Genomic DNA, 13676 nt, shown 5'->3' on the forward strand with positions numbered 1-13676 from the left:
CGGTAAGTCTCTGTACCCGCGTAAACGGAGTGAACAATGCAATTCTCTAAAATGCATGGCCTTGGCAACGATTTTATGGTCGTCGACGCGGTAACGCAGAATGTCTTTTTCTCACCGGAGCTGATCCGCCGCCTGGCAGACAGGCATCTTGGCGTTGGGTTTGATCAACTGCTGGTGGTTGAGCCTCCGTATGATCCGGAGCTGGATTTCCATTACCGTATCTTCAATGCCGACGGCAGTGAAGTGTCACAGTGTGGTAATGGCGCTCGTTGCTTTGCCCGGTTTGTTCGCCTGAAAGGGCTAACGAACAAACGTGATATTCGAGTCAGCACTGCCAATGGTCGCATGGTATTGAGCGTAACGGACGACGAGCTGGTGCGGGTGAATATGGGAGAACCCAACTTTGAACCTTCGCAGGTCCCTTTTCGCGCCAATAAAGCAGAGAAGACCTATATTATGCGAGTGGCTGAGCAGACAGTATTGTGCGGCGTAGTCTCAATGGGTAACCCGCATTGCGTGATTCAGGTTGATGATGTTGAAACTGCCACGGTGGAAACGCTGGGGCCAGTTCTGGAAAGCCATGAACGCTTTCCTGAACGCGCAAATATCGGGTTTATGCAAGTAGTGAAACGCGAGCATATCCGACTGCGCGTCTATGAACGCGGGGCGGGTGAAACACAAGCCTGCGGCAGCGGCGCGTGCGCAGCTGTTGCTGTTGGTATTCAGCAGGGCCTGCTGGCAGAAGAAGTGCGCGTGGAATTACCGGGTGGTCGACTTGATATCGCCTGGAAAGGTCCGGGTCATCCGTTGTATATGACTGGCCCGGCGGCACATGTCTACGACGGATTTATTCACTTATGAAGCAACCAGGGGAAGAACTACAGGAAACGCTCATGGATCTGGACGATCGGGCGGTCGTCGATTATCTACAACGTAATCCTGAGTTTTTTATCCGTAATGCCCAGGCAGTTGAAGCGATGCGTGTCCCGCACCCGGTGCGAGGCACGATCTCTTTAGTTGAATGGCATATGGCAAGGGCGCGTAATCACATCAACGTGCTTGAAGAGAACATGGCGTTATTGATGGAACAAGCAAACGCCAACGAAAGTCTGTTCTATCGTCTGTTAAATCTGCAAGGGCGCCTGGTGGCAGCCAACAGTCTCGACGATATGCTGATGCGATTGCATCGCTGGGCGCGAGACCTGGGGCTGGCAGGCGCTACGGTTCGCTTGTTTCCGGATCGCTGGCGACTCGGCGCACCGTCGAAATTCACCCATCTGGCATTAAGTCGTCAGGCGTTCGAACCGTTGCGTATTCAGCGTCTGGGTCAGTCGCAGCATTACCTTGGCCCACTTCACGGCCCGGAACTGCTGGTCATGATGCCGGAAGCGAAAGCTATCGGTTCTGTGGCCATGTCGCTGCTGGGGCAGGATGGCTCTCTTGGTGTCATGCTGTTTAGCAGTCGTGATGCCAATCATTACCAGCAAGGGCAGGGAACGCAGCTATTACAGGAAATTTCGCTGATGTTGCCGGAGCTGCTGGAGCGCTGGATTGAACGCGTATGACCGACTCACCGCTTTCTCAGGACGTTGCACGCTTCTTACGCTATCTGGGCGTTGAGCGTCAACTTAGCCCGATAACGCTACTCAATTATCAGCGTCAGCTTGATGCCATCATCGCGTTAGCCGGAGAAACCGGCCTGCAAAGCTGGCAACAATGTGATGCTGCGATGGTTCGTAGTTTTGCCGTGCGTAGCCGGCGCAAAGGTTTGGGACCTGCGAGCCTGGCATTGCGCCTCTCTGCGTTGCGCAGTTTCTTTGACTGGCTGGTCAATCAGGGCGAGCTGAAAGCCAACCCGGCAAAAGGTGTATCCGCACCGAAAGCACCGCGTCATCTGCCAAAAAATATTGATGTGGATGACGTTAACCGTCTGCTGGATATCGATCTCAACGATCCCCTCGCCGTTCGTGACCGGGCGATGCTGGAGGTTATGTACGGCGCAGGATTGCGTCTATCAGAACTGGTTGGGCTGGATATTAAACATCTCGATCTCGACACAGGCGAAGTCTGGGTGATGGGAAAAGGTAGCAAAGAACGCCGTCTGCCCATTGGTCGCAACGCGGTGGCGTGGATTGAACACTGGCTGGATCTGCGTGGATTGTTTGGTGGTGATGACGATGCTCTTTTCCTGTCAAAACTGGGTAAACGCATCTCGGCGCGTAATGTGCAGAAGCGTTTTGCTGAATGGGGTATTAAGCAGGGGCTAAACAGCCACGTGCATCCACATAAATTACGCCACTCATTTGCGACACATATGCTGGAGTCGAGTGGCGACCTTCGCGGTGTACAAGAGCTGTTGGGACATGCCAACCTTTCTACCACCCAAATCTACACCCATCTTGATTTTCAACACCTGGCTTCAGTGTACGATGCGGCGCATCCGCGCGCCAAACGGGGGAAATAATGCGTTTTTACCGGCCGTTGGGGCGCATTTCTGCGCTCACCTTTGACCTTGATGATACCCTTTACGATAACCGTCCCGTGATCCTGCGCACCGAGCAGGAAGCGCTTGCCTTTGTACAAAATTATCACCCGGCGCTGAGTACGCTAAAAAATAGCGATCTACAGCGTCTGCGTCAGGCTGTACGCGACGCCGAACCGGAGATCTACCATGATGTTACCCAGTGGCGCCATCGTGCTGTAGAGCGTGCCATGCTGGAGGCTGGCCTGTCGGCGGCAGAGGCAAAAATGGGGGCGAACGCCGCGATGATGAATTTCGCGAAATGGCGCAGCCGCATCGACGTCCCGCAGTCTACACATGACACATTGAAGGCTCTGGCCCGCAAGTGGCCACTGGTTGCTATTACCAACGGTAATGCGCAGCCGGAACTGTTTGGTCTGGGCGATTACTTTGAGTTTGTGCTGCGTGCCGGACCGGATGGACGATCCAAACCGTTCAGCGACATGTACTCACTGGCGGCGGAAAAACTGAATATGCCAATTGGTGAAATCCTGCATGTGGGCGACGACCTGACAACAGACGTCGCTGGCGCGATTCGCTGTGGTATGCAGGCTTGTTGGATCAAACCGGAAAATGCAGACCTGATGCAAACATCTGACAGTCGTTTACTGCCGCATATCGAAATTTCACGGTTGGCATCTCTGACCTCGCTGATATAATCACCAACAGAACTCTGTATATATACCCAGCTTTTTGGCGGATGGCGTTGCGCTTATCCGCCCTACATACTTTTACGCGGCGGTGCCAATGGACGTTTCTTACCTGCTCGACAGCCTCAATGATAAACAGCGCGAAGCGGTGGCCGCGCCACGCAGCAATATGCTGGTATTAGCGGGGGCGGGGAGTGGTAAGACCCGCGTGCTGGTGCACCGCATCGCCTGGCTGTTGACCGTAGAGAATAACTCACCGTACTCCATTATGGCTGTGACCTTTACCAATAAGGCCGCGGCGGAAATGCGCCATCGTATTGGTCAGATTATGGGGACCAGTCAGGGCGGTATGTGGGTGGGGACTTTCCATGGTCTGGCGCATCGTTTGCTGCGCGCACACCATATGGACGCTAATCTGCCGCAGGATTTTCAGATCCTCGACAGCGAAGACCAACTGCGTCTGCTTAAGCGTCTTATTAAAGCGATGAACCTTGATGAGAAGCAGTGGCCACCGCGTCAGGCAATGTGGTTTATCAACAGCCAGAAAGATGAAGGCCTGCGTCCGCACCATTTACAGAGCTACGGCAATCCGGTTGAACAAACCTGGCAGAAAGTCTATCAGGCTTACCAGGAAGCGTGTGACCGTGCGGGGTTGGTGGATTTCGCTGAGCTGCTGCTGCGCGCCCACGAACTGTGGCTCAACAAACCACACATCCTGCAGCACTATCGTGAACGCTTTACCAACATCCTGGTGGATGAATTCCAGGATACCAACAATATCCAGTACGCGTGGATCCGCTTGCTGGCAGGTGATACCGGTAAGGTGATGATCGTCGGTGATGACGACCAGTCGATTTACGGCTGGCGCGGAGCACAGGTGGAAAATATCCAGCGCTTCCTCACCGACTTCCCTGGTGCAGAGACTATTCGCCTGGAGCAGAACTACCGTTCGACCAATAATATCCTCAGCGCTGCCAACGCCCTGATTGAGAATAACAACGGGCGTCTGGGCAAGAAACTGTGGACTGACGGTGTCGATGGTGAACCGATTTCGCTTTACTGTGCGTTCAACGAACTCGATGAAGCGCGCTTTGTGGTTAACCGTATCAAGACCTGGCAGGACAACGGCGGTGCGCTGGAACAGTGCGCCATTCTGTACCGTAGTAACGCCCAGTCGCGTGTGCTTGAAGAGGCTTTATTACAGGCCAGTATGCCGTACCGTATTTACGGTGGTATGCGCTTCTTCGAGCGCCAGGAAATCAAAGATGCACTCTCTTACCTGCGCCTGATCGCTAACCGTAACGACGATGCGGCCTTTGAACGTGTGGTGAATACGCCCACGCGTGGTATTGGTGATCGTACCTTAGATGTGGTGCGCCAGACGTCGCGTGACCGCCAGCTGACGCTGTGGCAAGCGTGTCGTGAACTGTTGCAGGAGAAAGCCCTGGCCGGTAGAGCCGCCAGCGCATTGCAGCGCTTTATGGAGCTGATTGACGCGCTGGCCCAGGAAACGGCCGATATGCCGCTGCACGTGCAGACCGACAGGGTGGTAAAAGACTCCGGTCTGCGCATGATGTACGAGCAGGAAAAAGGCGAGAAGGGCCAGACGCGTATCGAAAACTTAGACGAACTGGTGACGGCAACGCGCCAGTTCAGCTACAACGAAGAAGATGAAGATTTAATGCCATTGCAGGCATTCCTCTCCCATGCGGCGCTGGAAGCTGGTGAAGGGCAGGCGGATACCTGGCAGGACGCGGTACAACTGATGACTTTGCACTCGGCAAAAGGCCTCGAGTTCCCGCAGGTGTTTATCGTCGGTATGGAAGAGGGTATGTTCCCCAGCCAGATGTCACTCGACGAAGGTGGACGACTTGAAGAGGAACGTCGTCTGGCCTACGTTGGCGTCACCCGCGCTATGCAGAAACTGACGCTGACCTATGCGGAAACGCGCCGTCTGTACGGTAAAGAGGTTTACCACCGACCATCGCGCTTTATTGGTGAATTACCCGAAGCGTGCGTGGAAGAAGTTCGTTTACGTGCAACGGTCAGCCGCCCTGTGAGCCATCAACGGATGGGCACTCCGATGGCGGAAAATGACACCGGCTACAAGCTGGGACAGCGTGTTCGGCATGCGAAGTTCGGCGAAGGTACTATTGTCAATCTGGAAGGGAGTGGCGAACATAGCCGTTTGCAGGTTGCATTCCAGGGCCAGGGGATAAAATGGCTGGTAGCCGCCTACGCAAGGCTGGAAACGGTGTGAAGGTGCTAACGCTCTGATTTGTAGGCCGGATAGGATGCAGCCGCTATCCGGCAATCTGTCGCTTAATCTTCTGAAATCATAGATAAATACCCTTATTCTGCTAACCTTGGTGCATGAGGGGAAATTATTACTTTTTCGCCATCTGTTGCGTGTTGACGTCAAAATTTTGCTGGCGTAACATGCGCGCACGATTACGCTAAGAGGACATTCGCCTTGGACACACCCAGTAGATACTGGCTCATTATCCTGTCATCCAGGATCAACTCCTAAGGCTATCCCTTTTTGCTGATAGCCTTCGCGGTTGTCAGCGACCTTCTGTTTTTTCCCGTCGCGCTGAGTCAGGCTGTTTAATGGTCTGAAACCCAATTTGTTTCTGTGTGCCCACCGAACTGTCCGATAATTTTTTGCATTGGGAGTCCCGGTCATGCTGAGCGCATTTCAACTGGAAAACAATCGTTTAACTCGCCTTGAGGCAGACGAGATCGAGCACCTGGCCAGTTCGGTTTGGGTCGATTTAGTCGAGCCGGATGACGAAGAACGAAACCGTGTGCAAAAGGACTTGGGCCAGAATCTGGCTACGCGCCCTGAACTGGAAGACATCGAAGCATCCGCACGTTTTTTCGAAGACGAAGACGGTCTGCATATTCACTCCTTCTTCTTCTATGAAGATGCCGACGATCACGCGGGCAACTCAACTGTCGCATTTACCATTCGCGAAGGGCGCCTGTTTACCCTGCGTGAGCGCGAACTGCCGGCATTCCGTTTGTACCGTATGCGTGCGCGAAGCCAGGCGATGGTAGATGGCAACGCTTACGAGCTGTTGCTCGACCTGTTCGAAACTAAAATCGAACAACTGGCAGATGAAATAGAAAACATCTACAGCGATCTGGAAAAGCTCAGTCGCGTGATTATGGAAGGGCGTCAGGGCGATGAATATGACGAAGCGCTCTCTACGCTGGCGGAACTGGAAGATATCGGCTGGAAAGTTCGCCTGTGTCTGATGGATACCCAGCGCGCACTGAACTTCCTTGTGCGCAAGGCGCGTCTGCCAGGCGGTCAGTTGGAGCAGGCGCGTGAGATCCTGCGAGATATCGAATCCCTGCTGCCGCACAACGAATCACTGTTTCAGAAAGTTAACTTCCTGATGCAGGCGGCGATGGGCTTTATCAATATCGAGCAGAACCGTATCATCAAGATCTTCTCGGTGGTATCTGTGGTATTCCTGCCGCCAACACTGGTGGCTTCAAGCTACGGGATGAACTTTGAGTTTATGCCTGAGCTGCACTGGAGTTTTGGTTACCCAGGGGCGATTGTCTTTATGATGCTCGCAGGGCTGGCGCCATATCTGTACTTTAAGCGCAAGAACTGGTTGTAATTTTTATGCCTGATGGCGACTTAGCTTTTCCCGGCCTACGTAATCTGTAGACCAGATAAGCCCGCGCCATCAGGTAAACGATATTAAAGCCCTTTGCGCGTCCTGTGCTGGGTGTAAATCGCATCCGCAACAAAAATCGCCAATGCTACCCAGATAAAGGCGAACGTTACCATTTTATCCGCCCCCGGAACCTCGCCGTAGAATGTCACTGCCAGCAGGAACATCAGCGTTGGGCCGATGTACTGGAAAAAGCCCAGCGTGGACAGACGCAGACGCGTGGCTGCGCCGGTAAAACAGAGCAGGGGAATAGTAGTTACGATCCCCGCAGCAATCAGCAGCAGATTTAGCGACATAGGGTTCTGAGCCATGTGGCTGGTTGGACTATCTGCAATACCAAACAGATAAATTGCCGCAACGGGTAATAACCACAGGGTTTCGATCAGCATGCCAGTTTGCGCCTCGACGGCAATCTTCTTACGTACCAGACCATAAAAAGCAAAGCTGAAAGCCAGCCCCAGCGCAATGATGGGCAGTGAACCGAATGTCCACAGTTGTACCAGTACACCGCAGGCGGCTAACAGTACGGCCAGCCACTGCATGCGGCGAAAGCGCTCGCCGAGGAAAATCATTCCCAGCACAATATTTACCAGCGGGTTAATAAAATAGCCCAGGCTCGCTTCCAGCATATGGTGGTTATTGACCGCCCAGATAAAAAGCAGCCAGTTTCCGCCGATGAGCACCGCTGATAGCGCCAGCAGGAAAATCTTCTTTGGCGTTTGCAGCAGCGTTTTGATGCCCGACCATTGGCGGCTGACGCTCATCAACACCACCATAAAGAAAAACGACCAGATGACGCGGTGCGTCAGGATTTCGTCGGCGGGGACATAGTAAATCAGCTTGAAGTACGCGGGTGCGATGCCCCAAATAAAATAGGCAGCAAGAGCGAGTAACACGCCCTGCCGCGTTTGTTTAGCATCCATCGGGAAAACTCGGTTCAGAAATGTAACAGCAGTTTACCTGTTTTTACGCGCTTACCCCACCATATAAGTGGCGGTTGCGCTGGCGATATAAAGTTGTTCCTCGTTATGCAGTTCCACACGAGCAACAGCAACTTTGTTGCCCGCTCTCAGCAGACTACTGGTCGCCGTGAAGCGATTGCCCCTGCCCGGGCGCAGGTAATCAACACGTAGATCGATAGTCCCCATACGAGACATCCGTTGGCGCAGTTCGTCCTCGCTGATGGTTTCGTGGCGGGTCAGCGTACTGCCAACGCATACCAGTCCGGCGGCAACGTCCAATGCTGAGGCGATTACGCCTCCATGCAGGATACTTTGCGCCCAGTTGCCGACCATCATGGGTTGGTTATTAAACGCTAATTGCGCAAACTCTTTTTCATAGCGTTCCAGTTCCAGCCCCAGAGCCCGGTTAAACGGCATATGGTAGACAAACATTTCACCCACTAATTTCAGCGCTTGCTCAGCAGTAAGTACGGCAGACATACGATCCTGACACCCCGTTGGTTAATGAAATGTTGATATTATGCTTATTATTTGTTGTTTTCTACTTTAAGACGGGATAACTAACGAGAAGCCAGCTAAGTATGTAGAATACTTGCCAGATAATTATACAATTCATCAATATTTGGTCTGGAGAACACTAAAAATGCGGGCGATTCTGGGTTGGTTATTACCAGCAGTCATGCTGCCGTTGACCGCGTATGCGCAGGAAGCGACAGTGAAAGAGATTCATGATGCACCAGCGGTGCGCGGCAGTGTTATCGCCAATATGCTGCAGGAGCATGATAACCCCTTCACGCTTTACCCTTATGACACCAACTATCTCATCTACACCAATACCAGCGACATGAATAAAGAGGCTATCAGTAGCTATAGCTGGTCTGATAATGCGCGTAAAGATGAGGTTAAGTTCCAGCTGAGCCTGGCGTTTCCGCTCTGGCGCGGGATTTTAGGCCCGAACTCTGTGCTCGGTGGCTCCTATACCCAGAAATCATGGTGGCAGCTTTCCAATAGTGAAGAGTCCTCACCGTTTCGCGAAACCAACTACGAGCCGCAACTTTTCCTCGGTTTTGCCACCGACTATCGCTTTGCCGGCTGGACGCTGCGTGATGTCGAAATGGGGTACAACCATGACTCTAACGGTCGTTCCGATCCGACCTCGCGTAGCTGGAACCGCCTGTATACCCGCCTGATGGCAGAACAGGGTAACTGGCTGGTGGAAGTGAAACCGTGGTACGTCATCGGTAGCACAGATGACAACCCCGATATCACCAAATACATGGGTTACTATCAGCTCAAAATTGGTTATCACCTGGGGGATGCCGTGTTAAGCGCCAAAGGTCAGTACAACTGGAATACGGGCTATGGCGGCGCGGAGCTGGGTTTAAGTTACCCCATCACGAAGCATGTTCGTCTTTATACCCAGGTCTACAGTGGCTATGGCGAATCGTTGATCGACTACAACTTTAATCAGACGCGCGTGGGTGTGGGCGTGATGCTCAATGACATTTTCTGATCTGCGCAATGATTGTGTTTTAAACATTGCAGTTTCTCTCTCAGGCGCTGAAAATAGCGCCTGTTTTTATTTATAGCTAATGGGGTTAATGTGGCGCAGGCGGAAGTGTTGAATCTGGAAATGGGCGCTAAACAGGTTTTACAGGAAACCTTTGGCTACCAACAGTTTCGCCCTGGTCAGGAAGAAATCATCGACACCGTGCTCTCTGGCCGCGACTGCCTGGTCGTCATGCCGACCGGTGGCGGTAAATCCCTCTGCTATCAAATTCCCGCATTATTGCTGAACGGGCTAACCGTTGTCGTTTCACCGCTGATTTCCCTGATGAAAGACCAGGTTGATCAACTGCTGGCAAATGGCGTAGCGGCTGCGTGTCTGAACTCCACCCAGAGTCGCGAGCAGCAGCTTGAGGTGATGGCCGGTTGCCGCAGCGGGCAAATCCGCTTGCTATACATTGCGCCCGAACGTCTGATGCTGGATAACTTTCTTGAACATCTGGCGCACTGGAATCCGGTGCTGTTGGCTGTTGATGAAGCGCACTGTATTTCTCAGTGGGGGCATGATTTTCGTCCGGAATACGCCGCACTGGGCCAGCTGCGTCAACGTTTTCCTGCTCTGCCGTTTGTCGCACTGACGGCAACCGCTGATGAAACAACCCGACTGGATATTGTTCGTCTGCTGGGGCTGAATGATCCGTTAATTCAGATCAGCAGCTTTGACCGACCGAACATTCGCTACATGTTGATGGAGAAGTTTAAGCCTCTCGATCAACTGATGCGTTACGTGCAAGAACAGCGCGGCAAGTCCGGTATTATTTACTGTAATAGCCGTGCGAAAGTAGAAGATACCGCCGCACGTCTGCAAAGTCGTGGGATCAGCGCAGGGGCCTATCATGCCGGGCTGGAAAACAGCATTCGTGCTGAGGTGCAGGAGAAATTCCAGCGCGATGACCTGCAAATCGTCGTGGCAACCGTGGCGTTTGGTATGGGAATTAATAAACCTAACGTACGCTTTGTGGTGCACTTTGATATTCCACGTAACATCGAGTCGTATTACCAGGAAACGGGTCGCGCCGGGCGTGACGGCCTGCCTGCAGAAGCGATGCTGTTTTATGATCCAGCCGATATGGCGTGGTTACGCCGCTGCCTTGAAGAGAAACCCGCCGGGCAATTGCTTGATATTGAGCGACATAAGCTGAATGCGATGGGGGCGTTTGCCGAGGCGCAAACCTGCCGTCGTCTGGTCCTGCTGAATTATTTTGGTGAAGGGCGTCAGGAGCCGTGCGGCAACTGCGATATTTGTCTCGATCCGCCGAAACAGTACGATGGTTTAATGGATGCGCGTAAAGCGCTGTCGACGATATATCGCGTTAACCAGCGTTTTGGGATGGGCTATGTCGTCGAAGTGCTGCGCGGAGCAAATAACCAGCGTATTCGTGAGCTGGCTCATGACAAACTGCCAGTCTACGGTATTGGACGTGAGCAGAGCCACGAGCACTGGGTGAGCGTGATCCGCCAGTTGATCCATCTTGGCCTGGTCACGCAGAATATTGCCCATCACTCCGCGTTACAGTTAACCGAAGCGGCGCGTCCGGTACTACGCGGCGATGTCCCGCTACAGCTTGCCGTGCCGCGTATTGTGGCGCTAAAACCGCGTGCGATGCAGAAATCCTTTGGCGGCAACTACGATCGCAAGCTGTTTGCCAAATTGCGTAAGCTGCGCAAAGCCATTGCAGATGAAGAGAATATTCCACCGTATGTGGTCTTCAACGATGCCACGCTGATTGAAATGGCGGAACAGATGCCAGTTTCACCGAGCGAAATGCTGAGCGTCAATGGCGTAGGGATGCGTAAACTTGAGCGATTCGGCAAAGAGTTTATGGCGCTTATTCGTGCGCACGTTGATGGTGACGACGAAGAGTAGTCAGCCAGGCAAAAAAGTGCCAGGATGGTGACTCACTGAACTATTCCCCCGCGAGTCAATTTTATGTTAACGCTATTTTTTACCGTTGCGTTGGTACACATCGTTGCGCTGATGAGCCCTGGCCCCGATTTTTTCTTTGTTTCTCAAACGGCCGTCAGCCGTTCGCGTAAAGAAGCGATGATGGGCGTGCTGGGCATCACCTGTGGTGTCATGGTCTGGGCAGGTGTGGCGCTGCTCGGTCTGCATCTGATCATCGAAAAAATGGCCTGGCTGCACACTATTATTATGGTGGGTGGCGGTCTGTATCTGTGCTGGATGGGCTACCAGATGCTGCGTGGCGCGTTTAAAAAACAGGATGTCGCTGCTCCCGCACCGCAGGTTGAGCTGGCACAGAGTGGACGCAGCTTTATCAAAGGCCTGCTGACCAACCTGGCGAATCCTAAAGCCATTATCTATTTTGGCTCTGTATTCTCGCTGTTTGTAGGTGATAGCGTAGGTACCGGCGCGCGCTGGGGTATTTTTGCCCTGATAATCGTAGAAACGCTGGCCTGGTTTACCGTGGTCGCCAGCCTGTTTGCGCTACCGAAAATGCGTCGTGGCTATCAGCGTCTGGCGAAGTGGATTGATGGATTTGCTGGCGCGTTGTTCGCTGGTTTTGGTATCCATTTGATTATTTCGCGTTAATTCGGTTACCCGCCTGGGTAGACCCAGGCGGAGAGCTGTTTATTGCGCAAGTTTCTGTAATTCATCCTTCGAAAGGCCGGTCATTTCCATAATTGCATCAATATCCAGACCTCGCTTAAGCATTGCTTTTGCAATGTCCAGTATGGCAATACGTTTGCCCTCTTCGCGACCAATTTGCTTTAGCTGATCCGCCATTGTCATCAGTTTGTCTCCATGCTGCGGCACGCGCTGTGCCAGCTTATACAGTAATGTCTGAACATCTTGTGTATTCCCTGCTTGCACCATGTAGTTTATCAGCACGATTATTTGTTGTCCGCTCATCTTCTCCAGCATAAACAGGCGGGTAAGTTTATCCAGCAACTGCGCCATGTCACGCTGGCGAATATGTTTTTGCACTAATGTCAGTGCTGCCATACTGCGATGCTGCATGATTTCATCATCGGGGATTATCGTCACATCCACCAGTGGAAATGGCGTGCTGTAAAGCTGACGGGCGGTACCCGGATCCTCAAAGTGATCCAGCCAGTTCATTGAACCTTGCCAGGGAGTTTGCTTCCCATGGTAAAAGAGAACAGGAATAACCAGCGGTAGAGTATCGTTTCCTGCCTCCAGATGACGTTGCATGGCTGCGATTGCATAGCGCATCAGTCGAAACGACATATATTTATCCGGTGAGCTTTGATGCTCAATAAGCACATGTACGTAGCCATGGCCGCTGGTGGTTTCCAGTGAATAGAGGATGTCACTGAAATAGGGACGCAGATCGTCCTCCACAAAGCTACCTGATTCAAGTTGCAGCGTTTCCAGTTTGCAAATTTTGAGTAATGAGGGAGGAAGATGAAGTTCGATGAAGTCCCGCGCGGTTTCCACGCGGGAGAGGAAGGTCTTAAATACAGCATCGTGTGGTGTCGTTGCTTCCGCCATCGTCCATCATCCGTGAAAGGTGAATGTGGCTGAATTCTGGCATGAGCAATTAATCCCCTGATAGCGCAGAATAAAAGACTTTTATCCCTTTGCGGCGATGCCCGAAAAGCCATGTACAGATGTTCTGACTGTCAGTATTTCAGTGCGAGCACTGTTCCATTTGCTACGCATGCCGAGCTGATGCCAACAGAGCGCCTATCAGCATAAACAGTGACCCAAACACTTTGTTTAGCGCCTTCATTTGCTTTGGCCCTTTAATCCAGCCTGCAATGCGCGTGGCCAGCGTCGCGTAACCGATCATCACTATCACATCGACCACAATGGTCGTGATGCCAAGCACGACATACTGCATTAACTGAGGCTCCTGCGGCATAATGAACTGGGGGAACAGTGCGGCGAGAAACACAATACTCTTCGGGTTAGTCAGATTGACAAAAACGGCCCGTTTGAACAGGCGACTGCGTGATTGTGAATTCGCCATGGTGTTCAGGTCGATAGCGCCCGCAGCGCGCCATTGTTGAATTCCCAGCCAAATCAGATAAGCCGCTCCCGCCCATTTCAACACCTCAAATGCGATAACCGAACGTGAGAATAACGTTCCCAGTCCAACGCCAACCAGCACGATATGGATACCCAGCCCGGTTTGCAAACCAGCAATCGATGCACTTGCTCCCCGATAGCCGTGGCTGATGGCGGTAGTCATGGTATTGATTGCACCTGAGCCCGGAGACAAGCTCAAAATAATAGAGGTCAGCAGGTAGGCGAACCACCATTCAAAGGTCATGAGAAACTCCCGGATTGTCTATTTTT

At 52.5% G+C, this 13676-nt stretch carries 14 protein-coding genes; 10 read left to right on the top strand and 4 right to left on the bottom strand.

Going from position 1 to position 13676, the window contains the following annotated elements:
• The first annotated feature begins 36 nt into the window (after positions 1-36).
• From dapF to corA, 7 genes are all read left to right on the top strand, one after another.
• Positions 37-861 (top strand): diaminopimelate epimerase, encoded by an 825-nt coding sequence (gene dapF, locus OGY01_RS02110; RefSeq protein ID WP_045449106.1) that lies wholly within the window; start codon positions 37-39, stop codon positions 859-861.
• Entirely contained in the window at positions 858-1565 is a 708-nt protein-coding gene (locus tag OGY01_RS02115; protein ID WP_045449108.1) for a DUF484 domain-containing protein, read from the top strand. The genes dapF and OGY01_RS02115 overlap by 4 nt, the downstream gene beginning before the upstream one ends.
• Positions 1562-2464, top strand: a complete 903-nt coding sequence (xerC, locus tag OGY01_RS02120; protein WP_048223287.1) for a tyrosine recombinase XerC — start codon at positions 1562-1564, stop codon at positions 2462-2464. The genes OGY01_RS02115 and xerC overlap by 4 nt, the downstream gene beginning before the upstream one ends.
• The gene (gene yigB, locus OGY01_RS02125; RefSeq protein WP_045449112.1) at positions 2464-3180 is read left to right on the top strand and encodes a 5-amino-6-(5-phospho-D-ribitylamino)uracil phosphatase YigB; all 717 of its coding nucleotides are present in this window, start codon (positions 2464-2466) and stop codon (positions 3178-3180) included. Before xerC ends, yigB begins: the two co-directional genes overlap by 1 nt.
• An 88-nt stretch (positions 3181-3268) precedes the next feature.
• Positions 3269-5431, top strand: coding sequence for a DNA helicase II (uvrD, locus tag OGY01_RS02130; protein WP_045449113.1), 2163 nt, complete (start codon positions 3269-3271; stop codon positions 5429-5431).
• 213 nt (positions 5432-5644) lie between these two features.
• The gene (gene ysgD, locus OGY01_RS02135; protein WP_212723238.1) at positions 5645-5701 is read left to right on the top strand and encodes a YsgD/CorL family protein; all 57 of its coding nucleotides are present in this window, start codon (positions 5645-5647) and stop codon (positions 5699-5701) included.
• Positions 5702-5855: 154 nt separating this feature from the next.
• Positions 5856-6806 (top strand): magnesium/cobalt transporter CorA, encoded by a 951-nt coding sequence (gene corA / locus OGY01_RS02140; protein WP_045449116.1) that lies wholly within the window; start codon positions 5856-5858, stop codon positions 6804-6806.
• 83 nt (positions 6807-6889) lie between these two features.
• Here the strand turns inward: corA and rarD are convergent, their stop codons facing one another.
• Entirely contained in the window at positions 6890-7786 is an 897-nt protein-coding gene (rarD, locus tag OGY01_RS02145; protein WP_045449117.1) for an EamA family transporter RarD, read from the bottom strand.
• A 51-nt stretch (positions 7787-7837) separates the two neighbouring features.
• Positions 7838-8305 carry an acyl-CoA thioesterase YigI gene (gene yigI / locus OGY01_RS02150; RefSeq protein ID WP_005133301.1) on the bottom strand — a complete coding sequence of 156 codons (468 nt, stop codon included), beginning with the start codon at positions 8303-8305 and terminating at the stop codon, positions 7838-7840.
• 163 nt (positions 8306-8468) lie between these two features.
• On the opposite strand from yigI, the gene pldA reads away from it, so the two are divergent.
• The 3 genes from pldA to rhtC all read left to right on the top strand — a co-directional run bounded on the left by pldA (position 8469) and on the right by rhtC (position 11942).
• Entirely contained in the window at positions 8469-9338 is an 870-nt protein-coding gene (pldA, locus tag OGY01_RS02155; protein WP_045449120.1) for a phospholipase A, read from the top strand.
• A 90-nt stretch (positions 9339-9428) separates the two neighbouring features.
• Positions 9429-11258, top strand: coding sequence for an ATP-dependent DNA helicase RecQ (recQ, locus tag OGY01_RS02160; protein WP_048223290.1), 1830 nt, complete (start codon positions 9429-9431; stop codon positions 11256-11258).
• Positions 11259-11321: 63 nt separating this feature from the next.
• On the top strand, positions 11322-11942 hold the full coding sequence (gene rhtC / locus OGY01_RS02165) for a threonine export protein RhtC (RefSeq protein ID WP_045449125.1): 621 nt from the start codon (positions 11322-11324) through the stop codon (positions 11940-11942).
• Between the two features lie 39 nt (positions 11943-11981).
• Here rhtC and OGY01_RS02170 read toward each other — a convergent pair whose 3' ends face one another.
• Together OGY01_RS02170 and rhtB are read right to left on the bottom strand one after the other, a co-directional pair.
• Positions 11982-12866 carry an Rpn family recombination-promoting nuclease/putative transposase gene (locus tag OGY01_RS02170; protein WP_045449128.1) on the bottom strand — a complete coding sequence of 295 codons (885 nt, stop codon included), beginning with the start codon at positions 12864-12866 and terminating at the stop codon, positions 11982-11984.
• Positions 12867-13029: 163 nt separating this feature from the next.
• Positions 13030-13650: a homoserine/homoserine lactone efflux protein gene (gene rhtB / locus OGY01_RS02175; RefSeq protein ID WP_045449129.1), complete on the bottom strand. Its 621-nt coding sequence runs from the start codon at positions 13648-13650 to the stop codon at positions 13030-13032.
• Positions 13651-13676 lie beyond the last annotated feature (26 nt).

The sequence above is a fragment of the Citrobacter sp. Cm038 genome (genome assembly GCF_030333105.1).
Lineage (GTDB): Bacteria > Pseudomonadota > Gammaproteobacteria > Enterobacterales > Enterobacteriaceae > Citrobacter > Citrobacter murliniae.